31 protein-coding genes are annotated in these 25,543 nt (G+C 41.6%); 10 read left to right on the top strand and 21 right to left on the bottom strand.

Going from position 1 to position 25,543, the window contains the following annotated elements; translation table 11 throughout:
- Positions 1 to 971 precede the first annotated feature (971 nt).
- The 18 genes from rplQ to A9479_RS05150 all read right to left on the bottom strand — a co-directional run bounded on the left by rplQ (position 972) and on the right by A9479_RS05150 (position 11,682).
- Entirely contained in the window at positions 972 to 1,373 is a 402-nt protein-coding gene (rplQ, locus tag A9479_RS05070) for a 50S ribosomal protein L17 (protein WP_013466072.1), read from the bottom strand.
- Positions 1,374 to 1,412: 39 nt separating this feature from the next.
- Positions 1,413 to 2,399: a DNA-directed RNA polymerase subunit alpha gene (rpoA, locus tag A9479_RS05075; protein ID WP_008115371.1), complete on the bottom strand. Its 987-nt coding sequence runs from the start codon at positions 2,397 to 2,399 to the stop codon at positions 1,413 to 1,415.
- Positions 2,400 to 2,423: 24 nt separating this feature from the next.
- The gene (rpsD, locus tag A9479_RS05080; protein ID WP_002959461.1) at positions 2,424 to 3,044 is read right to left on the bottom strand and encodes a 30S ribosomal protein S4; all 621 of its coding nucleotides are present in this window, start codon (positions 3,042 to 3,044) and stop codon (positions 2,424 to 2,426) included.
- A gap of 21 nt (positions 3,045 to 3,065) precedes the next feature.
- Positions 3,066 to 3,452 (bottom strand): 30S ribosomal protein S11, encoded by a 387-nt coding sequence (gene rpsK, locus A9479_RS05085; protein ID WP_002959471.1) that lies wholly within the window; start codon positions 3,450 to 3,452, stop codon positions 3,066 to 3,068.
- A gap of 12 nt (positions 3,453 to 3,464) precedes the next feature.
- The gene (gene rpsM / locus A9479_RS05090) at positions 3,465 to 3,821 is read right to left on the bottom strand and encodes a 30S ribosomal protein S13 (RefSeq protein ID WP_008115377.1); all 357 of its coding nucleotides are present in this window, start codon (positions 3,819 to 3,821) and stop codon (positions 3,465 to 3,467) included.
- Positions 3,822 to 3,946: 125 nt separating this feature from the next.
- Positions 3,947 to 4,060: a 50S ribosomal protein L36 gene (gene rpmJ, locus A9479_RS19620; RefSeq protein ID WP_002959476.1), complete on the bottom strand. Its 114-nt coding sequence runs from the start codon at positions 4,058 to 4,060 to the stop codon at positions 3,947 to 3,949.
- Positions 4,061 to 4,082: 22 nt separating this feature from the next.
- The gene (secY, locus tag A9479_RS05095; protein WP_008115380.1) at positions 4,083 to 5,411 is read right to left on the bottom strand and encodes a preprotein translocase subunit SecY; all 1,329 of its coding nucleotides are present in this window, start codon (positions 5,409 to 5,411) and stop codon (positions 4,083 to 4,085) included.
- Positions 5,412 to 5,421: 10 nt separating this feature from the next.
- Positions 5,422 to 5,856: a 50S ribosomal protein L15 gene (rplO, locus tag A9479_RS05100; protein ID WP_013466073.1), complete on the bottom strand. Its 435-nt coding sequence runs from the start codon at positions 5,854 to 5,856 to the stop codon at positions 5,422 to 5,424.
- Positions 5,857 to 5,860: 4 nt separating this feature from the next.
- Positions 5,861 to 6,043, bottom strand: coding sequence for a 50S ribosomal protein L30 (gene rpmD / locus A9479_RS05105; RefSeq protein WP_008115384.1), 183 nt, complete (start codon positions 6,041 to 6,043; stop codon positions 5,861 to 5,863).
- 3 nt (positions 6,044 to 6,046) lie between these two features.
- Positions 6,047 to 6,553 (bottom strand): 30S ribosomal protein S5, encoded by a 507-nt coding sequence (rpsE, locus tag A9479_RS05110; RefSeq protein ID WP_008115387.1) that lies wholly within the window; start codon positions 6,551 to 6,553, stop codon positions 6,047 to 6,049.
- Positions 6,554 to 6,562: 9 nt separating this feature from the next.
- Complete coding sequence (gene rplR, locus A9479_RS05115) at positions 6,563 to 6,913, bottom strand: 50S ribosomal protein L18 (protein ID WP_008115388.1); 351 nt, start codon at positions 6,911 to 6,913, stop codon at positions 6,563 to 6,565.
- 9 nt (positions 6,914 to 6,922) lie between these two features.
- Positions 6,923 to 7,456, bottom strand: a complete 534-nt coding sequence (gene rplF / locus A9479_RS05120; RefSeq protein WP_006794247.1) for a 50S ribosomal protein L6 — start codon at positions 7,454 to 7,456, stop codon at positions 6,923 to 6,925.
- Positions 7,457 to 7,469: 13 nt separating this feature from the next.
- Positions 7,470 to 7,862, bottom strand: coding sequence for a 30S ribosomal protein S8 (rpsH, locus tag A9479_RS05125; RefSeq protein ID WP_016899320.1), 393 nt, complete (start codon positions 7,860 to 7,862; stop codon positions 7,470 to 7,472).
- Between the two features lie 21 nt (positions 7,863 to 7,883).
- Complete coding sequence (gene rpsN / locus A9479_RS05130; RefSeq protein ID WP_006794245.1) at positions 7,884 to 8,189, bottom strand: 30S ribosomal protein S14; 306 nt, start codon at positions 8,187 to 8,189, stop codon at positions 7,884 to 7,886.
- A 10-nt stretch (positions 8,190 to 8,199) separates the two neighbouring features.
- Positions 8,200 to 8,739: a 50S ribosomal protein L5 gene (rplE, locus tag A9479_RS05135; protein ID WP_010392500.1), complete on the bottom strand. Its 540-nt coding sequence runs from the start codon at positions 8,737 to 8,739 to the stop codon at positions 8,200 to 8,202.
- A 16-nt stretch (positions 8,740 to 8,755) separates the two neighbouring features.
- Positions 8,756 to 9,070: a 50S ribosomal protein L24 gene (rplX, locus tag A9479_RS05140; protein ID WP_004589210.1), complete on the bottom strand. Its 315-nt coding sequence runs from the start codon at positions 9,068 to 9,070 to the stop codon at positions 8,756 to 8,758.
- Between the two features lie 10 nt (positions 9,071 to 9,080).
- Positions 9,081 to 9,449 carry a 50S ribosomal protein L14 gene (gene rplN / locus A9479_RS05145; protein ID WP_008115397.1) on the bottom strand — a complete coding sequence of 123 codons (369 nt, stop codon included), beginning with the start codon at positions 9,447 to 9,449 and terminating at the stop codon, positions 9,081 to 9,083.
- A 274-nt stretch (positions 9,450 to 9,723) separates the two neighbouring features.
- Entirely contained in the window at positions 9,724 to 11,682 is a 1,959-nt protein-coding gene (locus tag A9479_RS05150; RefSeq protein WP_064662870.1) for an AsmA family protein, read from the bottom strand.
- A gap of 266 nt (positions 11,683 to 11,948) precedes the next feature.
- On the opposite strand from A9479_RS05150, the gene A9479_RS05155 reads away from it, so the two are divergent.
- The 8 genes from A9479_RS05155 to A9479_RS05190 all read left to right on the top strand — a co-directional run bounded on the left by A9479_RS05155 (position 11,949) and on the right by A9479_RS05190 (position 20,212).
- Positions 11,949 to 13,112: a hypothetical protein gene (locus A9479_RS05155; RefSeq protein ID WP_064662871.1), complete on the top strand. Its 1,164-nt coding sequence runs from the start codon at positions 11,949 to 11,951 to the stop codon at positions 13,110 to 13,112.
- 372 nt (positions 13,113 to 13,484) lie between these two features.
- Positions 13,485 to 14,162, top strand: coding sequence for a TorF family putative porin (locus A9479_RS05160; protein WP_016899323.1), 678 nt, complete (start codon positions 13,485 to 13,487; stop codon positions 14,160 to 14,162).
- 248 nt (positions 14,163 to 14,410) lie between these two features.
- A complete protein-coding gene (locus A9479_RS05165) occupies positions 14,411 to 15,196 on the top strand; it encodes a hypothetical protein (protein ID WP_231893545.1) in 786 nt (261 codons plus the stop codon).
- 261 nt (positions 15,197 to 15,457) lie between these two features.
- Positions 15,458 to 16,168 carry a YIP1 family protein gene (locus A9479_RS05170; RefSeq protein ID WP_064662873.1) on the top strand — a complete coding sequence of 237 codons (711 nt, stop codon included), beginning with the start codon at positions 15,458 to 15,460 and terminating at the stop codon, positions 16,166 to 16,168.
- Positions 16,169 to 16,217: 49 nt separating this feature from the next.
- Positions 16,218 to 17,384, top strand: a complete 1,167-nt coding sequence (locus tag A9479_RS05175) for an efflux RND transporter periplasmic adaptor subunit (protein WP_064662874.1) — start codon at positions 16,218 to 16,220, stop codon at positions 17,382 to 17,384.
- Positions 17,384 to 18,091 carry an ABC transporter ATP-binding protein gene (locus A9479_RS05180; protein ID WP_008467268.1) on the top strand — a complete coding sequence of 236 codons (708 nt, stop codon included), beginning with the start codon at positions 17,384 to 17,386 and terminating at the stop codon, positions 18,089 to 18,091. Before A9479_RS05175 ends, A9479_RS05180 begins: the two co-directional genes overlap by 1 nt.
- The gene (locus A9479_RS05185; RefSeq protein ID WP_013466081.1) at positions 18,084 to 19,322 is read left to right on the top strand and encodes an ABC transporter permease; all 1,239 of its coding nucleotides are present in this window, start codon (positions 18,084 to 18,086) and stop codon (positions 19,320 to 19,322) included. The genes A9479_RS05180 and A9479_RS05185 overlap by 8 nt, the downstream gene beginning before the upstream one ends.
- Before the next feature lie 212 nt (positions 19,323 to 19,534).
- Complete coding sequence (locus tag A9479_RS05190; RefSeq protein WP_064662875.1) at positions 19,535 to 20,212, top strand: nitroreductase family protein; 678 nt, start codon at positions 19,535 to 19,537, stop codon at positions 20,210 to 20,212.
- Here the strand turns inward: A9479_RS05190 and A9479_RS05195 are convergent.
- From A9479_RS05195 to A9479_RS05205, 3 genes are read right to left on the bottom strand one after another with little or no spacing between them, the layout of a single operon-like run.
- Positions 20,209 to 21,279: an efflux RND transporter periplasmic adaptor subunit gene (locus A9479_RS05195; RefSeq protein ID WP_064662876.1), complete on the bottom strand. Its 1,071-nt coding sequence runs from the start codon at positions 21,277 to 21,279 to the stop codon at positions 20,209 to 20,211. The two genes, A9479_RS05190 and A9479_RS05195, sit on opposite strands and share 4 nt — an antisense overlap.
- Positions 21,269 to 24,544, bottom strand: a complete 3,276-nt coding sequence (locus tag A9479_RS05200) for an efflux RND transporter permease subunit (RefSeq protein ID WP_064662877.1) — start codon at positions 24,542 to 24,544, stop codon at positions 21,269 to 21,271. The genes A9479_RS05195 and A9479_RS05200 overlap by 11 nt, the downstream gene beginning before the upstream one ends.
- A gap of 5 nt (positions 24,545 to 24,549) precedes the next feature.
- Positions 24,550 to 24,852 (bottom strand): metalloregulator ArsR/SmtB family transcription factor, encoded by a 303-nt coding sequence (locus tag A9479_RS05205; RefSeq protein WP_008467273.1) that lies wholly within the window; start codon positions 24,850 to 24,852, stop codon positions 24,550 to 24,552.
- Between the two features lie 131 nt (positions 24,853 to 24,983).
- Between A9479_RS05205 and A9479_RS19625 the strand changes: the two genes are divergently transcribed.
- Both A9479_RS19625 and A9479_RS05210 read left to right on the top strand, forming a co-directional pair.
- Positions 24,984 to 25,172: a DUF2892 domain-containing protein gene (locus tag A9479_RS19625; protein ID WP_008467276.1), complete on the top strand. Its 189-nt coding sequence runs from the start codon at positions 24,984 to 24,986 to the stop codon at positions 25,170 to 25,172.
- Positions 25,173 to 25,177: 5 nt separating this feature from the next.
- Positions 25,178 to 25,522, top strand: coding sequence for a rhodanese-like domain-containing protein (locus tag A9479_RS05210; protein WP_064662878.1), 345 nt, complete (start codon positions 25,178 to 25,180; stop codon positions 25,520 to 25,522).
- The last annotated feature ends 21 nt before the right edge of the window (positions 25,523 to 25,543 follow it).

The following is a 25,543-nucleotide window of genomic DNA, read 5'->3' on the forward strand; positions in this document are numbered from 1 at the left end:
GTCTTTCGACAGCTCAATGAATTCTGAATTTATTTAATATCTTTCGATATTGAATTGACTGTGCTGAATAATTACTAAAAGTAACTATTCTGTTGGTCACTCAGTTTCAATTGAGACTCTAAATTTGTTTGCCTCACTACCTAAGTAGCTTGGCTGTTAGAACTCAATCTGTACGAGTCCCCACACAGATGATTGCTTTATATTGTTAAAGAACGTTGCGATTAAAGCGTTTAACTTTATCTCGCTAGGGCTGCGCATATTACGCTTTCCTATTTTTTTGTCAACACTTAATTTTGTTAAACTTGAAAGTTTTCGAAACTAAGTTTTACTCGACTTACTGAGCAGCTTGTGCCTCGCTATGCGTTGGCGTTACCCGTCTCAGTGGGATCGCATTATAGGGAGATCCGAAAACAGATCAACCCTTTTTTGAAGAAAACTTGAAATAAATGACTGTTCGAACAAAATTACAACTAAACGCTTAAAAAGACAACTAAACTCAAGCATATTTAGCTTCAAATGAGGTTATAAGTTATTTTTTAATGATAACGTGTTGATGTTGATGTTGAAATCGCTTGCAAATAGCATCCGATTTCTTGCTATAACTATTTTAGCTAGTAGAACACTAAGGGCATTTGGCAAAAAACATAGCATATAGTTAAGGCTTTCTTTACTTATGTATTTACTGTTTCAACCTATGACGTTAATCACAATCGTAAATTATATAATTAGCTTAATTGTATCAATCATAGCTAAATAGAATATATAGGTTAGGGGTAACATGAAGAAAGTATTTAAATAAGCGAACTATATTTCTGTTAGTAGCAAATAGACTGCCTTTATTGATATGGGGCTGTTGTTTATTATTGATAAAAAAATTGGGGAGGACTTGTCGCGACCCTATTACCGTGTGATAAATTTTAGATATTAAAAAGCCGAGCATAAGCTCGGCTTTTTGGTGTCTCTTTAAAGACTTACTCTGCAGACTGTGCGTCTTCTTGAACTTCTTCGCTCGCCGCTGGGCGACCAACTAGTTCAATATAAGCCATTGGTGCATTATCACCAGCACGGAAGCCACACTTAAGAATACGAGTGTAACCACCTGGACGGTCTGTATTACGAGGACCGATTTCGCTGAACAATTTACCAACTACTTCATTATCACGCGTGCGGGCAAATGCTAAACGGCGATTTGCTACGCTGTCAGTCTTAGCCAGTGTGATTAAAGGTTCAATTACACGGCGTAACTCTTTCGCTTTAGGCAAAGTAGTTTTGATGATTTCATGTTTCACCAAAGAACCTGCCATATTGCTGAACATCGCTTTACGATGGCTACTGTTACGGTTTAATTGACGACCACTCTTACGATGGCGCATGACCCTATCCTTCTAACTAAACTAATATAGTGATTTAGATTATTCAGCTAGGCTTGCAGGCGGCCAATTTTCTAGGCGCATGCCTAGAGAAAGACCACGTGAAGCTAGCACGTCTTTTATTTCAGTTAGAGACTTCTTACCTAAATTAGGCGTTTTAAGAAGCTCAACTTCAGTGCGCTGAACTAAATCACCGATATATTGAATTTGCTCGGCTTTCAAACAGTTTGCTGAACGTACTGTTAGTTCAAGATCATCAACTGGACGAAGTAGAATAGGATCGAATTCTGGCTTCTCTTCTTTCTCTTCTGGCTCAGTTACATCGCGTAAATCTACGAATGCATCTAGTTGCTCAGCTAAGATAGTAGACGCACGGCGGATCGCTTCTTCAGGATCTAAAGTGCCGTTTGTTTCCATATCAATGATTAACTTGTCTAAGTCTGTACGTTGCTCAACACGGGCTGATTCAACCGAGTACGCAATACGTTCAACTGGGCTGAATGATGCATCAAGCAGCAATCGACCAATTGGACGCTCATCGTCATCAGAGGATAAACGACTAGATGCCGGCACATAACCACGACCACGCTCAACACGAATACGCATGCTGATCTCGCTGTTATTTGTAGTTAAATTACAAATAACATGATCTGGGTTAGCAATTGTTACATCGCCATCGTGCTGAATATCTGCCGCAGTCACAGGGCCTACACCAGATTTAGTCAGGGTCAGAAAAACTTCATCTTTGCCTTCTAACGTTACCGCTAGACCTTTAAGGTTTAGTAGTATTTCAATGATGTCTTCTTGTACGCCTTCTTTCGCGCTGTACTCATGCAATACACCGTCGATTTCAACTTCAGTTACTGCACATCCAGGCATAGATGATAACAGTATACGGCGTAAGGCATTACCCAAAGTGTGACCAAAGCCACGCTCGAGTGGTTCTAAAACTACTTTAGAACGCGTTGGGTTTATAGCGTCGATATCGACTAACCTTGGTTTTAGAAATTCTGTAACAGAACCCTGCATTTTATCCTCTCTTAACTCTTAACTTTACTTAGAGTAAAGTTCGACGATTAGTTGTTCATTAATGTCCGCAGACAGATCTGAACGCTCAGGTAGGCGCTTGAAGCTACCTTCCAATTTCTTACCGTCAACTTCAACCCAAGTCGGCTTTTCACGTTGCTCAGCCAACTCTAGAGCAGCGATGATACGTGCTTGTGTCTTAGACTTCTCACGGATTACAACAGTATCTTCTGGAGTAATTACGTATGAAGGAATGTTCACAACACGACCATTAACTAGAATCGCTTTGTGGCTTACTAACTGACGTGCTTCAGCGCGTGTGCTAGCAAAACCCATGCGATATACAACATTGTCTAAACGTTGCTCTAAAAGCTGTAACAAGTTTTCACCTGTATTACCTTTAAGGCGAGCAGCTTCTTTGTAGTAGTTACGGAATTGCTTTTCTAATACACCGTAGATACGACGTACTTTTTGCTTTTCACGTAATTGTAAACCGTAATCAGATAAGCGTCCTTTACGAGCGCCGTGCTGACCAGGTGCAGTCTCAAGTTTACACTTAGAGTCGATAGCTCTTACGCCGCTCTTAAGGAACAGGTCAGTACCTTCACGACGACTCAGCTTGAGCTTAGGGCCCAAATATCTTGCCATGTTATTTCTCCTAACCTATTGTTAAACGCGACGTTTCTTCGGTGGACGACAACCATTGTGTGGTATTGGCGTCACGTCAGTAATGTTGGTGATACGGTAACCAGCAGCATTCAAAGCACGTACAGCAGATTCACGACCTGGACCTGGACCTTTGATGAAAACTTCTAGATTTTTTAAACCGTATTCTTGAGCAGCAGTACCTGCACGCTCTGCAGCAACCTGAGCAGCAAATGGAGTAGATTTACGTGAACCACGGAAACCTGAACCACCGGCAGTAGCCCATGATAGTGCATTACCTTGACGGTCGGTAATCGTTACAATAGTGTTGTTGAAAGACGCATGAACATGAGCCATACCATCAGCAACTTGCTTTTTAACCTTTTTACGACGAATTGGTGTCTTAGCCATTTTACTATCCCCTTATCGCTTAATAGGCTTACGAGGACCCTTACGGGTACGCGCGTTAGTCTTTGTTCTTTGACCACGAAGTGGTAAAGAGCGACGGTGACGTAGGCCACGGAAACAACCAAGGTCCATAAGGCGCTTGATATTCAAAGTAACTTCACGACGAAGGTCACCTTCTACAGTGTACTTGCCAACTGCTTCACGCAATACGTCAAGTGTTTCGTCTGAAAGTTCACCGATTTTTGTGGTCTCGGCGATACCAGTCGCTTCTAAGATAGCCTTAGAGCGAGTCTTACCTATGCCATAAATAGCTGTTAAACCAATAACTGCATGTTTATGATCAGGGACGTTAATGCCAGCGATACGGGCCACTAACACATCTCCTATATTTGAATTTGGTAATCATCTGTTTGAAAAGCCCGTAAGGATACTCAAACGAAGACCAAATCACAACTAAAAACACAGGCCGAGAAACCTCAGCCTGCACGACTGTTTACTTAGCCTTGCCTTTGCTTATGCTTAGGCTCACTGCAAATTACGCGTACTACACCAGCACGTTTAATAACTTTACAGTTACGGCATATTTTCTTAACGGAAGCACGTACTTTCATTGCTCAACTCCGTAAACTGACCTTATCGACCGTAGCCTTTAAGGTTCGCTTTTTTCAGCACAGAATCATACTGATGTGACATCAGATGCGTCTGTACTTGTGCCATAAAGTCCATGATTACTACAACGATAATCAAAATTGATGTACCGCCGAAATAGAATGGCGTTTGCCATGCCATAGTCATGAATTCGGGCACCAGACAGATAAAGGTTATATACAAAGCACCTGCCAATGTCAGGCGTGTCATCACTTTATCAATGTATTTAGATGTCTGCTCACCTGGACGAATACCTGGGATAAATGCGCCAGATTTTTTCAGGTTGTCTGCCGTTTCACGTGGGTTAAAAACCAACGCTGTGTAGAAAAAGCAGAAGAAGATGATAGCCGCAGCTAAAACCATTGCATACAAAGGCTGACCTGGAGTCAACGTTGTAGCAATTGCTTGTAGCACATCAGCAACCGGACCTTCACCCTGGCCGAACCAGCTTGCAATTGTACCAGGGAACAGAATTATACTGCTAGCGAAGATTGGTGGAATAACACCCGCCATATTTACTTTCAGAGGTAAATGCGTGCTTTGAGCAGCAAATACTTGACGACCTTGTTGACGTTTGGCGTAGTTAACAACGATACGTCGTTGACCACGTTCAAAGAATACAACAAGATAAGTAACAGCGAATACTATAACCGCAACCATCAACAGTACAAAAACATTCAAATCACCTTGGCGCGCCATTTCGGCTGTCGAACCAATAGCAGACGGCAGGTTAGCTACAATACCAACAAATATTAGAACTGAGATACCGTTACCGATACCACGTTCTGTTATCTGTTCGCCCAACCACATAAGGAACATAGTACCGGTTACTAAACTCACCACTGCGGTGAAATAGAATCCCATACCTGGGTTAACAACTAACCCGTTCATCATGCCCGGTAAGCTTGTGGCAATACCGATTGATTGGATAGTAGCAAGCACAAGCGTGCCGTAGCGTGTGTACTGGCTTATCTTTTTACGCCCTTGCTCACCTTCTTTCTTAAGCTCTATAAACGGCGGATACATATGCGTTAATAGTTGCGTAATAATCGAAGCCGAGATATACGGCATGATACCCAGTGCTAACACTGAAGCTCGCTCAAGCGCACCACCGCTAAACATGTTGAACATCTCAACAATGGTGCCCTTTTGTTGCTCGAAGAAATCGGCAAGTACAGCGGCGTCAATCCCAGGGATCGGCACAAATGAACCTAGACGGTAAATTATGATAGCACCCAATACGAAGAGTAATCGGCGCTTCAATTCCGAAAGTCCACCTTGTGCACTTTGTGTATCTTGACCTGGTTTAGCCATTAGTACTTCCTTAGTCTTCTACCTTGCCTCCGGCAGCTTCGATAGCTTCGCGTGCACCTTTAGTAGCCTTAAGGCCTTTAACGGTAACAGCGCGTGAAACTTCGCCAGATTTAACAACTTTAACGAACTGAACGTTCTTTTTAACTAGACCAGCTGCTTGTAACGCGCTTAGGTCTACCACATCGCCTTCAACTTTAGCGATTTCGTATAGGTTAATTTCTGCAGATACTAATGATTTGCGAGAAGTGAAACCGAACTTAGGTAGACGACGTTGCATAGGCATTTGACCGCCTTCGAAACCAACGCGTACTTTACCGCCAGAACGTGATTTTTGACCTTTGTGACCACGGCCACCAGTCTTACCAAGACCAGAACCGATACCACGACCAACACGTTTTGGAGCAGTTTTTGAACCTGCAGCAGGTGAAAGTGTATTCAAATGCATCGAATTACCCCTCTACCTTAACCATGTAATAAACCTGGTTAATCATACCACGTACACATGCTGTGTCTTCTAACTCAACAGTGTGATTGATACGACGTAAACCAAGACCGCGTAATGTAGCTTTATGCTTCGGTAAACGACCGATAGAGCTTTTTACTTGTGTTACTTTTACAGTTTTATTAGCCATGGTTTACCCCAAAATCTCATCTACTCGAAGACCACGTTTTGCAGCGATCGACTGAGGAGAATTCATGTTCTCAAGAGCTGAGATCGTTGCACGTACAACGTTGATCGGGTTAGTAGAACCGTAACATTTAGAAAGTACGTTCTGCACACCAGTCACTTCAAGTACTGCACGCATAGCACCACCTGCAATGATACCAGTACCTTCAGATGCTGGTTTCATAAACACTTGTGAGCCAGCATGACGTCCTTTAACAGGATGCTGTAATGTGTTGCCATTTAGGTCTACGTTGATCATGTTACGACGTGCTTTTTCCATTGCTTTTTGAATAGCAGCTGGAACTTCACGTGCTTTACCATAACCGAAACCTACTTTACCTGCGCCATCACCAACTACAGTTAGTGCAGTAAAGCTAAAGATACGACCACCTTTAACTACTTTAGACACACGGTTCACCGCGATTAGCTTTTCAGCTAAATCAGGCTGTTGTTGCTTTGCTTCTACGTTAGCCATTGTCTACTCCTAGAATTGCAAACCGGCTTCACGCGCAGCATCAGCTAGCGCCTTCACACGGCCGTGATATTTAAAGCCACTGCGATCAAAAGCAATCTTTTCGATGCCTTTGTCAGCCGCACGTTCAGCAACCGCTTTACCAACTGCTTGTGCAGCTGCAACGTTGCCTGTGCCTTTAACTGTTTCGCTAATAGCTTTCTCAACAGTAGAAGCAGCAGCCAGTACATTACCCTCAGCGTTTACAACTTGAGCGTAAATGTGACGTGGCGTGCGGTGGATAACAAGACGCGTTGTGCCTTGTTCAATATAATTTCTACGAGTGCGTTTAGCACGACGTAGACGAGCTGTTTTTTTATCCATCGTCTTACCTTACTTCTTCTTAGCCTCTTTACGGCGTACATTCTCATCTGAATAACGAACACCTTTACCTTTATAAGGCTCAGGTTTACGGTATGCACGAATGTTAGCAGCTGTTTGACCAACTAACTGCTTATCTACGCCCTTAACTAGAACTTCTGTTTGGCTTGGAGTTTCAATCGTAATTCCTTCAGGAACTGCGAAATTAACTGGGTGCGAGAAACCAAGAGTTAAGTCTAAAACTTTGCCCTTAGCTGCAGCACGGTAACCAACACCTACTAACTGAAGTTTCTTCTCGTAACCTTCATGCGTACCAACAACCATGTTGTTGATTAGAGCGCGAGCAGTACCTGCTTGTGCCCATGCATTGGCTACGCCTTCACGAGGTAAAGTTGTAATAACGTTGTCGTTAACTTGTACTTCAACTGCATCGTTGATAGTACGAGTAAGTTCACCGTTTTTGCCTTTAACTGTGATTTCCTGGCCTTTTAATGTAACTTCTACACCGGCAGGAACGTTTATTGGTGCCTTTGCTATGCGAGACATAGTTCCCCTCCGATTAAGCTACAAAACCAATGATTTCACCACCAACGCCTGCACTACGTGCTGCGCGGTCTGTCATTAGGCCTTTAGAAGTTGATACGATAGCGATACCTAAACCACCCATTACCTTTGGTAATTCGTCACGTCTCTTATAGATACGTAGACCAGGGCGACTTACACGCTGGATATTTTCAATAACAGCTTTGCCTTCGAAGTACTTTAACTCGATAGAAAGCTCAGGTTTTACATCACCACTTACTGAGAAGTCTGCGATGTAACCTTCATTTTTTAATACATTAGCTACTGCTACTTTCAGTTTCGAATTAGGCATCGTTACAGATACTTTCTTCGCTGACTGACCGTTACGGATTCGTGTAAATAAATCCGCGATAGGATCTTGCAAGCTCATAGTCTTACTCCCATGATTCTATTACCAGCTAGCCTTTTTAAGGCCAGGAATTTCACCGCGCATAGCTGCTTCGCGAACTTTAATACGGCTCATGCCGAATTTGCGAAGGAAACCATGTGGGCGGCCCGTAATGTTACAACGATTACGTTGACGTGCAGGGCTAGAATCACGAGGTAAAGCTTGTAGCTTAAGTACCGCGTCCCAACGATCATCTTCAGATGTATTAACATCACTGATGATAGCTTTTAGTGCTGCACGCTTTTCAGCGTACTGAGCAACTAGTTTAGTGCGCTTTGCTTCGCGCGCTTTCATAGAATTCTTTGCCATAACCCTACCCTTATTTCTTGAATGGGAAGTTAAACGCTTCTAACAACGCACGGCCTTCCTCATCTGATTTCGCAGATGTAGTGATTGTGATATCCATACCGCGTACACGGTCTACTTTATCATAATCAATTTCTGGGAAGATGATTTGTTCACGTACGCCCATGCTGTAGTTACCGCGTCCATCAAAAGACTTAGCACTCACACCACGGAAGTCACGGATACGTGGGATAGCGATTGAAACCAAACGCTCAAAAAAGTCCCACATACGCTCGCCGCGTAGGGTTACTTTACAACCAATCGGGTAACCTTCACGCACTTTGAAGCCAGCAACAGATTTGCGTGCTTTAGTGATTAAAGGTTTCTGACCAGAGATAGCTTCTAGATCCGCAACAGCGTTATCTAAAATCTTCTTGTCAGCTAAGGCTTCGCCCACACCCATATTTAATGTGATCTTTTCGATCTGAGGGACTTGCATGACAGAGCTGAAACCAAACTTCTCTTGAAGTTCAGCAACTACTTTGTCTTTATATACTTCATGCAGTTTCGCCATCATTCTACTCCAACTATTAGATAGTTTTACCAGTAGATTTAAAGATACGTAATTTCTTACCATCTTCAATCTTGAAACCTACACGATCTGCTTTGCTCGTTTCCGAGTTGTAGATCGCAACGTTTGATACGTCGATAGACGCTTCTTTCTCAACAATACCGCCAGCTTGGTTCAACTGTGGAACCGGCTTTTGGTGTTTCTTGATTAAGTTAATGCCTTCGACAAATACTCGACCAGACTCGGTTACAACTGAAAGCACTTTGCCGCGCTTACCTTTGTCTTTACCTGCTAGTACGATTACTTCGTCATCACGACGGATTTTTGCTGCCATGATAGACTCCTTACAGTACTTCTGGGGCTAGTGAAACGATTTTCATGAACTTTTCATTACGAAGTTCGCGAGTCACAGGGCCGAAAATACGAGTACCAATAGGCTGCAAGTTATCATTTAAGATAACAGCCGCATTGCTGTCGAAACGGATCAATGAACCGTCTGGACGACGAACGCCTTTTTTGGTACGCACAACTACCGCGTTTTTAACATCACCTTTCTTCACTTTACCGCGAGGAATCGCTTCTTTTACAGAAACTTTAATGATATCGCCAATCGCTGCATAGCGACGGTGTGAACCACCAAGGACTTTTATACACTGCACTTTGCGAGCGCCGCTGTTATCAGCAACTTCCAGCTGAGTTTGCATTTGGATCATGTTAATGACCTCCGGTGTAGTAATTACAACTTGTCTTAAATTTGTTTAAAATCAAGACATTTCGATTGAATTCCACTCAAAAAACATACTAGATGTCTCTTAAGGGCGGGCAATTGTATCAGCATTGAGGGGGGAGTGGTAGGTTATTTTTTAATTAATTTAATAGGGATGCTAAATTAAAACGAGGTTTTTTATGCTATTTATCTAATTTACAGATGGTTATAAAACAAACAAGGCATCTTGTTGATGCCTTGTTTTATATCAGTAATTAAAATTAGCCAAACAAACCTTTTAATTTGTCTTTAATTTTATCTTTAGCTTTGTCTTTTGCATCATCAAGCTTTTGCTTAGCTTCATCTTTTAAAGCATTGCTTACATCAAGCTTTATATTCACGTCATGAAACGGGCCTTTTATGCGTAAAGGAACTTTAAAGCCAGTACTGTCATCGGTTGTACCTTGACCTTCAATAGAGTCCACGACGCCTGTTACTAGTCGATAGTTAACGAGCGTTTGCGGTAAATCAACGTCTCCTTCACCTGAAATGCGTATTAAAGGGCTGATCAACGATAAATCAGTATTTTTGCCTACGCCATTGGTAAAGTTAAAACTACCAGAAAGTGCAGAGAAATCGGTTTTCTCAGATTCTTCAAATCCTGTATCTAATCCCTCAGACACGGCATTAAAGTTGCCTTTAACTAGCTCTTTACCCTTACGCACCATTTCCGCTACGTTTGCTCCCTTAACGGCACCATCCGCGAACTTGAACCCTAGCTTACCATTAAGCGCGTTAATGAATGTTTTTTGGCTTTGCCCTGCCGTGGTTAGATTCCAACTTAAAGAGCCCTTGCCCATTAGCTTATCAAAGCCTGCAGCATCAGTAAGTAAGGGCTGTGCCTCTATTTTATCTAAATCGAAGTTGGTTGCTATTTTATAAGGGGTATTTTGGGCATTGATAGTAACCACCCCTTTACCTGTTCCTTCATAAGCGACAAAGCTATCTAAGCTTAATTTAGCAATGCTATTTTTAAGTACCATAGTAAACTGATTAGCGCCTAGTTTAATGTCGTTAGCTTTTAAACCACTTGAACGAACAATCACATTTGCATCTAATGCACTTAAGCCACTTAAATCAATTTTAGTATCATCCCATACAATCGGTTCTGCAGGCTTAGACTCGTCTTTTACTGGGGCTTCTTTTTTAGCTACGGTTTCTGGTAAGTAAGGATTTAAATCAAGCATCCCTAGGTCAATATCAGCATTAACCGCTAAACGGCTGCCTAGATTCACCTTACTTTTACCTTTAATCTCGAGTGCATCGAGCGTTGCAACTAATTCTGTTAGGTTAAACTCCTCACTGAGCAAGTGCATTTGGGTATTGATACTAAAGGCATTAAACGCATTGTCTTTAGCGTTTAAGTCAACCCCTTGCCAGTTAGCAATATTTTTAACTGAATCACCGTTAAGTGCTAATAATCCTTTAATATCTTGGCCTTGTTTGGCTATGCTGCCATCAAACGTTAAATCGACTAAACGTGAGTTAAGCGTTTGCTTTACATTAAATGTGGCACCTTCAATCGCTTTTGCTGGAGTATCAAGTTTTACATCAAGCTCAAATCGCTCTTGCATATAAGTAATAGCCCCTTTGACTTCGAGCTGTTTGCGCAGTGAAGGCAGTAATATAGCCAGTTCTAAATCGCTAATCTGTTGTTTAGCACCCGTTTGACCATCTAAATATGTAAACGACCCGCCATAAATAGCGACTTCACCTAATTGAATATCAAAGTTTTCAGGTAGTTTGACTGCCTCACCCGATTGAGTTTGCTGCTCAGGTTGCTTGGCCACTGCATCAAATAACTGCCAGTTAGCTTTACCGCTTTTATCGGTTTCTAGCAAAATATCAGGCTCATTAATGACAAACTTTTCTAGCTTTAACTCGCCACCGAGTAATGAAAGCCAAGGAATATGAACGGCAAGTTGCTGCATACTTGCCATATCAGCGCGAGAGCCGCTAGGCATATTGGCAAAATGCACATCATTAAGCTCCAGCTTTAATGCAGGAAATACACTGAGGGTTTTATCTCCCTTGATCGTTAATGTGCGCCCAGTTGTTTTTTCTACCTGCTCAGACACTTTATTAAAAATGGTATCGGTAGGAATTAAAAATGGTGCAGCAACAATTAACGCTATGCATAGCAATAATATGACACCAATAACTTTAAATAAGGTCTTCATGATCATCCTTTCAAACGTGCAAATAATGTTCTTATCATAGCGGGAGTTAACACTAAAAGCATTGTTAAATAAATAAAAAACATATCAATTAGGGCATCCCTTTTTAAAATCAGGTTTTCAAAACTCATTTTAATAAATTTAAAGATTAATGCCCCTGATTACATTGCTGCAATTGTTCGGTATGATGCGCGCCCCTGTTGTATTTAGCCTAAATAAGCTAAAATGTAGCGACTAAAAAATATATCTAACCGGAGAGTCTACAAGGCATGAAGAAACTGCTAATTTCACCGTCAAAAATGGCATTAGGCGAGCAAGAAAGTCAAATTTATCAAAACATTCTGAAGCAATCTTCAGAGCTAAGCCTAAACCTGATGGCTGTGAAAGTGGAAAACCATCCAGAAGACTTTTTAGGTTGGTGTTACGAGCTATTAAGCGCAAGCCGCGACCGCATTAATTATGACTTACTCGAAAGCCCACAATTACCATTATTGAAAAAGCTGCATGACCAACTTATTTCAGCCATTAGCTTTTTACAGTTAAAAACATTACGGGTAGCGCCTTGGCCAGTAGTGAGTATGTTTGTAGAGCAACATAAAGAACTGGTGGCACTTGATGAGCAGCTACGTTTAACTACTTATATTGCAGGCCTGCGTGAAAAGCCGTTAAAAGATATGATCCCTGAAGACTTACTCGCTTTTAGCGGTAAGCATATGGCATCACTCGATCCGAGTACTTATAACTTTGATGTAGAATGGTTTGCCTCTACCAAAAGCGCCAAAGGTTTTCACCAGATGCTGGCTGATTTGCCAGGTGCATTCGACGATGCACTCAGCAACATTCCACTTGAGGGTGATGTAGCGCTAGGTAATTACCAACAATTTGTAATTGCTTATTTGAGTGCATTTAATGGTAGTGATGAAAAACCAACTCTGGCGCCTGCCACCCGTTTATTAGCAATGCGTCGCCCTGATGTGTTTACTCCAATTAGTAACAGTCGCTTAGATGCACTTTGCTCCGCACTTGGTATCACCAAATTAAATAACCGTGACTTTGAGCGTTACTGGCAAGATGTAGTACAAAGCATTCACGCTATGTCATGGTTTAAAATGGCCAATGCTGGTAATGAACTAGAAACACAGTTGGTGGACATTAAAGCGCTTATACCTTGCTTTTTCTATTATGCAGATACTAATACTGCAGATAACTCTAACTACATTAAGCTACTTAATAAACCTACACGTAGCACTTCTAGCAGCAGTAAAGCGCCACGCCGCGGCAAAGAATCGGCTGAAATATTAGTGGACCGCGCACTTGCTGCTGATGACATCCCAGAGCATATTCGTGCTAAGCGTGATTCTATTATTAGCGAAGTACAAAAAGGCCGTGGTGTTAACGAAACAATTACACTTATGCGTACCATTTTTGGATAAAACGTATATCAAACGCAATTAGCTTTAATAAACTAGCGTAACGTTAGGGTCTGTAGACCTTTCAAGGTTAAATTTTCAAAGGCCAATAGATCCTAATATAGATAGCCTGGTAGCGCTCTAATGGTGCAGCCAGGCTTTTTTTTGCACCAGCAGTGTGTTCTTTCCTTACATACTTTTCACAAAGCGTCTTTGCGCATAATTTCAACACCTTGTTTTATAATATAAAATTTATTTTTTATTGAATAAATGGAAGCTGGCACATACAGTGCAATTCCCCCTGCAGTAACGTAATAATACGCCGCCGTTCAAAAGGTTGTAGTCGTTTATAATAAAAAACCTTGGCGTGCAAAATCATACAATGGGAAATGAAACATGCTAAAACTACAAAAAACAATACTCATCGGTGCATTGGCATTAACAGGAATGACATCAACTACTGCATTTGCCGAAGTAACAGCCAATGCAGCCGCTACTTCTAACTACTTATGGCGCGGACAAGAGCAAACTGGGGGCGATGCAGCTGTATCTGGCGGTATTGATTACGCTAATGAATCTGGATTTTATGCAGGTACGTGGGCGTCAAATGCGTCTTGGGCAGATGAAATGACTTACGAACTAGACTTATACGCCGGTTTTGGCGGCGCTATTAATGAAAACGTAAGTTATGACGTAGGTTATATTTATTACGCTTACCCAGATGCGGCATCAGGTGCCGATGCAGATTTTTCAGAAGTTTACGGTAGCATTAGTGTGCAAGGTTTTACATTTGGTGCAGCCGTACTTGCAACATCTGCTGCCAGTGGTGATGGTACTGATTTTGGTGATTCACTGTATTTAAACGCCGATTACAGCTTCGCTGTTGGTAGCAATGGCACTGAAATGGCGCTACACATAGGGCATTACTCAGGCGATTTCATCGGTGATGACAATATTATTGATTATGGTGTATCAGTGTCTAAAGATGGTTTTACCTTTGGCCTATCTGATAACGACATGGACGGCTCAGATGTTAAAGCTTATGTAGCCTACGCTGTCGACTTTAGCCTATAAAAAGAATGTGTTACTTGCTGCAACACTAAGGGCCGCAAGGCCCTTTCTCATATTTAAACCACCTAGAAAATAGTTGTTTACAAAAAAAACAATAAGATAACATTAAAATTCGAAATCACGATTAAGGATTATTATGAATTTATCAAAAAAAATCACAGCTATTTTAGCGTTTTTTTTAATCACAATGAGTACATTTAGCTATGCAACAATGACATGCCGTTGCACCTCAGGTAGCATGACGGTTGTTCATGGTGAGGGTGGTACAGTTAGCTATTCGTGCTCTGGTGGTGGTCAAGTTTCTTGTAGGATACGGTTGGAATAAGCATCATTTAGAAAGGCGTATGCCTTTCTCTTCTAAGGATAGTAAAATGAAATACATATTTTTAATTGCACTTGTTTTTGTCGCCATTCTTGGTATTGGTATCTTAAACACTGGGGAGCCCTCAAAACCTCCGCTAACCCACATAAAACCAACTGATGAAGCCGTTCTTAGTAATGAAAACGCTAAGCCTCCAATTGAGCCAAACACCCTATTAAGTAAAGCCTCTGAACCATCTGTCAAACAGCACAAAGTTGTAGAGAAAAAAGTGGCAGCGATATCTAAATCGCCTATTTCAAGCCCTCACGCTTTTTCTGAAGAGTTTGTTTCAACTGAGGATGGAAAAGAATTTGTTTCAAAAAAAGCATTGGACGACGTATTTAAAAATGATACTTCAATATTACTGCAACGCATGTCTGATATTGAATACTCTGAAATAGCACAAGTACGTAAAGATAAGCTAAATGAGTTTATTCTAAATGAATTAAAAGACGTAACTATTTTACAGCAAGATCTCGAGTGTGCAGGTAAGGTTTGCGCACTAGAACTTACTTATACACAAAGTAGTAATCAAGCATCTATTGAGACTCTTTCAAGTTTTTCTAAAAACTATTCTTTTCAGCAATTTACTGAAACCGAAAATGGTGATAAAAAACTCAAAGCACTATATATCGCAACAGATAACCCTAGCGGTTTAAGTTTATCTGATAGCTAATTAGATAAATGGCTGTATTTACCTCAAATACAGCCACATAACAATTAAATTTCACTCCTGATTAATCAACATATTGAAACCACCTAATAGCTATAGAGCTTAGTGATACGCACTTTACACTCTACTTTTTATAACACACCACCTTTTGTTAACAATCGGTTACAATTGAGTGAAATTAGTACCTGCTTTTTCCTATATTATTAATCTACTCATTGGTATCAATTGTTTACCAACCCACAAATAGGTTATTAAGGAATAATAATGAAGTCATCTAACGCGCTTTCTGCTTGTATCGATATTTTTATCAGCCCAAGCAAGGCTTTTAACGGGCTAAAAGAAGCTAAAGGCTGGTCTTGGCTTGCTTTTGCACTTCTCGCTCTAACCCTTGCAGCCTCTGCTTATACATTTTATACCACTGCAGACTCACAATTTATTTTAGACCAGCAGGTTGCTGCAGCGAGTGTGGATGCCACAATCGGCGAGAAAAAAATGATCCGTCAAAGTATGGAGCAAAGCCTCGATAACCAAGTGTGGTTTGCAATTGGCGGGGGGATTTTCGGCCTTCTTTTTATAAATGCACTCCTATCTGGGTATTATATGCTGATATCCAAGCAAGACCCTGATGCTAATTATAGCTATGGTGCGTGGTATGGTTTTGGTGTTTGGAGCATGATGCCCATGGTTATTTCAAGTTTAGGTGTTGTTGCGCTAGTTCTTACAGCCAGTAACAATGAATTACCTATTAGTTTATTCAATTACGCGTCTATAAATCAGTTATTGCTGGGGTTAGAGCTTGGAGATAGCTTCTATAATATGATGGAGAGTTTAAGTATTTTTAGTCTTTGGAGCATAGCTTTGGTTGCTATTGGGTTAAAGTGTTGGACTAATTTCAGCTTTAATAAAGCACTTCTTTTTGCTGCGCTACCGAACATCATCATTTACAGCATCTGGACAATTATTATTGTTGCTTAAAGGAATGTAGGCAAACTTTTCTGCCTACTCATTAAATACGGAAATAAAAATGAAAAAAGCGATTATCATTACCCTTGCAATTGCAGCTTTTATTGCTCTTGTTGTATCAAAGCAAATTACTGGCGATGAAAAAGCACCAGAGGTAAATGTTACACAGGTTGAGCAAGGTAGTATTGCAGACTCCATTATGGCCTCTGGCAATTTAGTCTTTAATACTCAAGTGCAGTTACGTTCAGAGGTAACCGGACGAGTCGACAAGGTGTTTGTTGAAGAAGGGCAAAGTGTAAAACAAGGCGACATTTTAATGCGCTTAGATACCACTGCTTTTGAGTCAGAAGTAACACGTAATAAAGCGGTATTGCGAGCTAGCGAAATAGAAATCAAACATAGTAAAACACGCCTTTTGAATATTGAACGTCAGCTAAAGCGTCAAAAAGAGCTTTATGATGTGGGACTTGCGGGGCAAGAAGTTTACGAGAACTTACGAAATGCACGTGACCTTGCAAAAATAGATATTGAAGCCAGAGTAGAGTCTTATAACCAAGCTAAAGCCTCTCTTTCAATTGCTGAAGATAGACTCAGTAAAAGCGTATTTCGTGCGCCTATGAGCGGCTTACTCGCCTCTGTAAATATTAAAGAAGGTGAAACCGTTATTGCAGGTACCACTAATATTATTGGCTCAGATTTAATGCTGGTTGCCGATCCAAGCGCTATTTTAGCTGAGCTCAGAGTTGATGAAACTGATATTGCTGGCATTAAATTGGACCAGCATGCAGATATTTATGCTGCTGCGTACCCCAATCAACCCTTCACTGGCAAGGTCATTAACATTGGAACCTCAGCAAAAAACCAAGCAGGTTCACAAGGTTTATCATTTCGAGTGAAAGTGTTACTTGATAATACCGATAGGCAACTATATGCAGGTATGAGCTGCCGTGCAGAAATCGCAACAAGCCTTGCTGTGAATGGCTTAAAGCTCCCTATCGAAGCCATACAAAAAGAAGATGACAAAACGTTTGTATGGCGTTTAAACGACGATAACACTGTAAGCAAAGCCTATGTAGAAGTGGGTATTTCTTCAGATATAGAGCAAGCAATTACCCAAGGTTTAAATAAAGGGGAGCGAATTGTTATTGGCCCTGCACGTCCTATCAGTAAACTAAAAGAAAATGATACGGTAAAAGTTAAGCAAACAACTGCCAAGGATGCGCAATAATGTCGGCGGTAATTAAGCTTGAGCATATTAACAAGCAATACAAAATGGGTGAGCAAATATTTAAAGCCCTTGATGATGTAAACGTGGTCATTAACGAAAACGAGTACGTTGCTATTATCGGCCCTTCTGGTTCAGGTAAGTCAACCTTAATGAACTTACTAGGCTGCTTAGACACCCCCACTACGGGTGACTACTTTTTAAAAGATAAACTAGTAAAAAGTATGACCGAAACCGAACTTGCTCATCAGCGTAATGAAAGCGTTGGGTTTATTTTTCAGAGCTTTAACTTACTTCCGCGTGCGTCGGCACTTGAAAATGTGATGCAGCCTTTGGTTTATAGGTTTATACCCGCAAAACAACGTAAACAAAAAGCCCTCGATGCACTCAAACGTGTAGGACTCGGTGATAAAGTGGATCATTTATCTAGCCAATTGTCAGGTGGGCAACGCCAACGTGTTGCGATTGCCCGTGCTCTTGTAACCAAGCCTCACATTTTGCTTGGCGATGAACCAACTGGCAACTTAGACAGTAAAACCACCACCGAAATTATGGCACTATTTGATGAGTTACATAACGAAGGCCACACTATTATTTTAGTTACCCATGAACAAGAAATTGCTGATCATTGTCAGCGAGTTATTCGCTTAGTTGATGGCAAGGTAGTGAGTGATGTTCGTAAAGGCGAGGGAGACAAACAACATGTTTAAATCTGCTATTGCCATTATGGAAGGCACAAAAGCGGCGTTAATGGCAATTAAAGCCAATGCCATGCGAAGCGCACTCACTTGTTTAGGGATTATAATTGGGGTTGCCGCGGTTATTACAGTGGTAGCCGTTATGCAAGGCTTTACTAAGCAAATTAACGATCAACTCGCAGATATGGCACCTGATGTAACCACAATTAAACCCTTTACCAGCATTGAACAAGAAATGGTGGGCAAAAATGCTAAACTCACTTACAACGATTTTTTAGTCTTAAAAGCCCGAGTAAAAGAGGCTGAAACACTCACTGCACTGATGTTTACTTGGCGTTTTTCTGGTGGCGCTGAATATGGAAATAAAAGCCACTCATCACGAGTAATGGGTACAGAGCAAGATTACCAAAAAGCGTATAGAACCTTTCCAGAACTTGGGCGCTTTATTCGCGCAGAGGATGATGAAAAGCGCCGTCGAGTCGCTTTTATTGGTCCATCCATTATTGAAAAGCTAAACCTGCCAAAAAACCCTGTAGGCGAATATATTAAACTTGGCGGCGAGTGGTTTAGAATTATTGGCGTGGCTGAAAAACAAGGTAGTTTATTGGGGTTCGATCAAGACGATTATATTAATATTCCCATCAGTACCATGAGCGCATTAGAGGGTCCAAGTAGCAGCAGCAATGTACAAATTATGTTTAGACTCAAAGAAGACAGTGATGAAGAATTGGTACTTGCTAAAATCACTCGCATTTTACGCCAATTACATAAACTAAAAGACAATCAAGAAAACGACTTTGAATTTGAAACAGCTGAAAAAGCACGCGCTAACGTTGATAAATTTACAGGTAGCGCTACAGCAATTACCGCAGGGATTGTTGGTATCAGTCTTGTTGTTGGCGGTATTGGCGTAATGAATATTATGTTGGTATCAGTAACTGAGCGTACCCGTGTTATCGGCACACTAAAAGCACTCGGTGCAACACCAGGGTTTATTATGTTGCAGTTTTTAGTTGAAGCTGTGGTGCTGTCATTATTTGGAGGCTTAATTGGCTTAGTCATTGGCTATGGTGCTGCCGAGCTCATTTCGCTCTCTGTACCAAGCATGCCCGACGCTTATATACCAGGCTGGGCTATTATGCTGTCGTTTGGTTTTACCTCTTTAATCGGTATTGTATTTGGTTTAGCTCCCGCAATAAAAGCAGCTAGGCTTAATCCCATTGATGCCTTACGTTATGAATAAACACTCAAAATAGCGACCTGTTTGCTTAAAATAGTATCCTAAAATAGCTGACTTTTACTGTTTTAGGATACCTAATAGGCTCTTATCTATTGGCTAAGCCTTGTAATATGATATAAATATTTTATGCGTAGCGCGGGTTTTATAAACCTTAGCAGATAAAGCCTTTGCTGCTATTTTAAACCACACACTCTAAAAATAAGAAGCGAACAGCCATGCAAAATCATAAAAGCCAACTATTAGCCGATTTTATAGAATACCCGCCAGAGGAAATGCTGACGCGTGCGAATGAGTTTTTACAAACGAGTCAACGCCGTCATAGTATTCGCAGCTTTAGTAACCGCCCAGTGCCAAAAGAAATCATCGAAACCTGTATAAAAGCGGCAGGTACAGCGCCTAGTGGCGCAAACCACCAGCCTTGGCATTTTGTAGCAATTAATAGTAGTGATGTTAAAAAGAAAATTCGTGAAGCAGCCGAGAAATTAGAACGCTCTTTTTATGAAGGCAGAGCGGGTGAAGAATGGTTAGATGCACTAAAACCCTTAGGCACCGATGCTAACAAACCCTATTTAGAGCACGCGCCATGGTTAATCGCGGTGTTTAGTCAAAAAAAGGGGGGTGTAAATACGGACGATAAAAACACGAATTACTATGTGCATGAATCGGTAGGCCTTGCCACTGGCTTTTTAATTCAAGCCTTGCACCGCGCAGGCCTTGCAACACTTACCCACACACCAAAACCGATGAGTTTTCTAACCAATATTTGTGGGCGTGATAAAGACAACGAACGCCCTTATATGTTACTTATTACTGGTTACCCAGATGAGCATGCAACAGTGCCGCTGCACGCCCTAGATAAAAAGTCGATTGATGAAATTGCGAGTTTTATTTAATCGCTTTGACTTGGCATGTAATCAACAGCAAGTACATCACCCTCTTTTAGGCCTGCTATTACGTGTTGCTGGTTATTTATAATACTGCCTAAACGCACGAAACGTTTAACCAGCGTTTCGTTTTCAAGTACATACACCATATTGAGCTGACCAAACTCATGCACCCAACGTGGATCAATTAATACACCTTGGGTACTTTTTATTGGTAACTGTAGTTGAGCATAAAGGCCTGGCATTAAACCAAGTTGCGCATCGGCTTCTAAACGAATAAGCAAGCTGCGCGCCGCGTTATCTGCCACTGGTACAATTTCGCTCACCGTTGCGGGTGTTGTTATATCTAGAGAAGGTAATACCACATTTAAACTGTCCCCTACTCTTAATTTTACTGCTTGTTGTTCACGTACATTAAATTCAAGCTGTAACTGTAATGGGTTATACAAAGTAATCAGCGGTTTACCGGGTGTTGCAGTATCGCCAGGTTCAGTTAGGCGCTCAACGACCACGCCCGAAATAGGGGCAGTAATACGCGTATAATTAAGCGATACCTGAGCTTGCGTTTGCTGTTGCTTAGCAACCGCTAAATTAGCGGTTAAGTTTTCAAACTTTGCTTTGGCGTCATCTAATTCACTAACAGATACTAATCCTTGCGCATTTAAATCAATCATTCTGGCTAGTTGCTTTTTAGCTTGCGTTAACGACGCTTGCACCGCATTAATATTTGCGCCGCTTTGCGCTAACGCCGCTTTAAAATCATCTTGCTTGAGCATAATAAGTAAATCGCCCTTAGCGACTTTATCGCCAGCACGTACTTTTAACTGCTCAACCTGCGCCATAACATGCGATGAAATTTGCGTATTTTGTTTTGCTATTACACTACCTGGTACCTGCTCAGTGCCTGCAATACTTTGCAGCGTTACCGTTACTCGCTCACCTTGATAGTTCGTTATTTGTGATTCTTTTAAGCCTGCAGTTTGCTTGTCAGAAAAGCTGCCCGCCATATAAAGCACAGCCATAATAATGACAAATAACGCGGCCAATGTGCCTATAAATTTTGATTTACCCTGCATGCGCTTTATCCTCTGTGCTTGCAAACACTAAATAATAAACAAGCGGTACTACAAATAATGAAAATAATGTAGACGCCACAATGCCAAAAATAATCGCAATCGCGAGCCCGCTAAATACCGGATCGAGTGTGATCACTAAGTTACCTAATAAAGTGGTACCTGCGGTTAGGAGCACAGGGCGCATTCGCACCGTACCCGCTGCAACAAGCGCCTCTTTAATTACCATGCCTTGGCCGCGAGCTTGATTAATAAACTCAACCAAAATAAGTGAGTTACGCACCACGATACCTGCAAGGGCAATCATGCCTATCATCGCTGTGGCAGTAAATAATACCGGCTCTGGGGCTCCAGCTATAGAGCGCTCACCAAACTGATTTAACAGCCAAAAACCTGGCATTATGCCTATCACTGTTAACGGAATAGCTGACATGATAATCAGCGATAAACTCGCCGACTGTGTTTGTACCCGTAAAATTATAAATATAGCACTGAGCGCAAACGCAAAGGCAATGCCCATATCTCTAAATACATCAATGGTTATGCGCCATTCCCCCTCGCCGCTAAAGCTGACATGGGTTCCTTGTGGTAGTTGCCATGGGGCTGTTCCGCCATTATTAAAAAAGTGACGACCTACCCACGATGTTTTAACAAACTCATCGTTTGATACATTTAAATCAGCATTCACATCAGCAATCACTTCCGCTGGTGTGCGCCCATTAAGCTCAGCCATAACATAAATCACGTCGCGCTGATCTTTACGAACAATCGTTTTAGCAACATGATGTTGTGTAAATTCACCGAGTTCTGAAAGCGATACTAACGGCCTTGGCGCACTGCTTAAACCAAACTCGTTACTGGTTTTAGCTAAATCTCTGTCGCCCCTAACCTGAAGTGCAAGTAATTGCGAAAGCTGATTTCGCTCGCTATAAGGTAGCTGTAATTTAATATCAACGGGCTCTGTTTCATTGCTCACATAAAGTACACCCACGTTTTCACCTTGAGAGGCAATACTGAGTGTTTGTGCAATATTTTGAGTTGAAACCGCACTGAGTGCGGCCTTGGTTTTATTGGTAACAAAGCGCTGTAATGGCGAGGGTGCCACCATTGAGGTATCGACTTCAACTACATGAGGCTCTTGTTGTAAACGCGCAGCTAACTGCAAGGCAGCGTGAGAATGTGTTTGCTCATCAACAAAAGCATCTCGGTAAACCTCAGCAACTAAGGTACTCAGTACCGGCGGCCCTGGTGGTACTTCAACCACTTTTATTACAATGCCATCGGTTGCTAGCATCGCGAGCTGTTCGCGAAGACGCATAACCACCCCATGGGATTGATGATCGCGCTTAGACTTATCCACTAACAATACTCTCAGCTCGGCGAGATTAGCTGCCTCACGGCGATAATAGCCGCGCACCATACCGTTAAAGTCCATACTTGAAGGTTGACCAACATAGGCCGCTATTTCACTTACTTCGTTTAATTGCCATGTGAGTGTTTGGATTTGTTTAGTAAATGCAGCTGTGTGCTCCAGATTAGTCCCCTCTGGCATATCTATCAGCACTTGCAGCTCATTTTTATTATCAAAAGGGAGTAGCTTTAAAGGCACCAAACGCATCACGGGTAACATGGCGCTAATAATAAATAATGCTAGGGTTAGCCACAAAACAAGTTTAGCTCGCCCCTTAGAAGCCAATAATGGGCTTAATATTCTTTGATATGCACCAATTTTAGGAGCAAGCTCGGAGGGTTGTTCGTTATCAGGCTTGAGTAACTTCATCGCAAGCCAAGGGGTTACAAAAAATGCAACAATGGTAGAAACCATCACGCTAACCGGCACATTAAATGCCATAGGTGCCATGTACGGCCCCATCATTCCGGTGATAAACGCCAGTGGAATAAACGCCACCATTATAGTGAGTGTCGACATAAGCAAGGCATTTCGAATTTCGCTCATTGCACCAACAATCTGCTGTTTTTTATCGCCTTTTTTATTCAAAAAGCGGCTAATATTATCAATACCTGTGATTGGGTCATCTACCAGTAAACCCAAAGATAAAATAAGCGCAAATAAGGTCACCCGGTTAATGGTGTAACCAAATGCAAAATCTAATGAGAGTGTAATGCCATAACAAATAGGAACCGCCAACCCAACCACCACGGCAGGACGCCAACCTAAAAACACCCCCACAAATATCACCACAGTAAAGACCGCAAAGACTAAACTTGAAGTGAGGTTATTTACTTTTTCATCGGCAGTTTGGCCATAATCTCTTAATACCGCATAGCTCACTTCAGGGGGTAATAGCGTGCGTGTTAGCTGCGCCATCATTTGATGAACATCGTTGGCAACTGCAACAGCGTTCGTGCCGGTTTGTTTTGCAACGCTTAGTGTTACCATTGGCAAATGCTGCTGGTTTGCCGATTGAGCAAGCCATTGGTAATACTTAGCTTCACTTGGGCCATCAATAACGTTTGCAACATCAAGCAAGTAAACACTTTTGCCATTAACAACATTCACTACCAGCTGTTCTACAGCAGATTGACTTCGTAGAACATCACCTGCTTGCAATTCAATTTGCTGCTGACCATCAACCACACTGCCTACTTGCGTTAGTTGATTAGACACGCTTAATGCATAAAAAACGTCATTTACGGTTGTTTGGTGGGCAGCCAATGCGCTGGCATTTAAATTAATGGTGAGGGTTCGTTTACGACCAGCAATGACTTTTACTTCACTGGTGTGTTCAATACGTTGTAAACTGTTGGCTATTTCGTTAGCAAAGCGGGTTAACTCGTAATCACCATAAAGTTGTGGGTCTTTACTGTATAGCCCCAGCATAACAATAGGTACATCATCCACTTCAACGGGCCGTATTTGCCAACTTTTGATAACAGAAGCCATGGTATGTTGATAACTGTTAAGTTTTGCATAGGTATCTAAAATAGCTTGTTCGCGGTCATGGCCAACCTCAAAGCGAAGTGTAACCACTGCGGCATTCGTTTGTGTAGTGGAATAAATATGTTCCACACCGCCAAGTTGGGCAAGTAGCTTTTCAAGTGGCTGGGTAACCAATCTGGCTACCTCTGGAGCTTCTACGTTGGGCGCCGATACGTATATATCGAGCATAGGCACCACTATTTGTGGTTCTTCTTCTCGCGCTGTTTGTTGTAAAGCAAATAAGCCAAACAAAATCGACAACACAAAAATAATAACCGGAATACGGCCACTTAAGCTGCTTTTTACTGCGTTATCAATCATGCTCATAACTTTTAGCCCTTGCAAAACAGTCCATATAATGTGCCTAACAAATGCACGGCATTTTGATCAATCACGCGGTAATAAATAGTTTGGCTTTCGCGGCGAGTAGCCACTACATTGGCTTTGCGCAGTGCCGCTAGGTGCTGTGATAACGCAGACTGCGCTAGCGGTACGGCTTCGTTAAGCTGCGAAACACTCATTTCGGTATCTTGTAATGAGCATAAAATCATTAGTCGATTTTTATTCGCTAATATTTTTAATAGCTGCTCAGCTTGATCCACATTAGTCGCCATCGCTGTAAAGTCAATTTTCATACTATGCTCTTATTCTAAAATATGCACTTAGTATAAATTGCTAGATAAGAAATGTCTAATATTAGAATTTACTAATTTAACAATATCTAATATAGTAGCTCTGTACTCAATCAAATAAGTGACCTACTATTATGAAACTCAATAACGCACTTCGTCTTATCGCTGGCATCATGATTGTTGTATCAATCCTTTTGCAAACGTATCACGATCCGAAGTGGATATACTTTACCGCTTTTATCGCTGTAAACTTAATCCAATCAGCTTTTACTAGCTGGTGCCCAATGATCACTCTATTACGCAAACTTGGCTTTAAGGAATAATCACCATGCTTACATCTATCCCCGATTTACTAAAAATTATTACGCCTAATCAACGTCGTATCGACGCCGAACAAGCTAAACAAGAGATCAGTGAAAACAAAGGATTACTCATTGATGTGCGTGAACCGGCTGAACATGCAACCAAAGCCGCTACCGGCGCAATTAATATTCCGCGCGGCTTACTTGAAATGAAGTTAATGGAAATAGAAAAAGACGCAGCACGCCCTATTTACTTACATTGCGCTAGTGGTGCGCGTGCAACATTAAGCGCTGAAGCACTGACACGCGTAGGTTATGAAAACGTCACAGTTATTACCTGTAAAGCAGAAGCTGTTTGTCAGGTATTTTAAAGGCCAAAAATTAAATCACTC

Source organism: Pseudoalteromonas sp. MQS005 (assembly GCF_001661605.1).
In the GTDB taxonomy this organism is placed as follows: domain Bacteria; phylum Pseudomonadota; class Gammaproteobacteria; order Enterobacterales; family Alteromonadaceae; genus Pseudoalteromonas; species Pseudoalteromonas tetraodonis.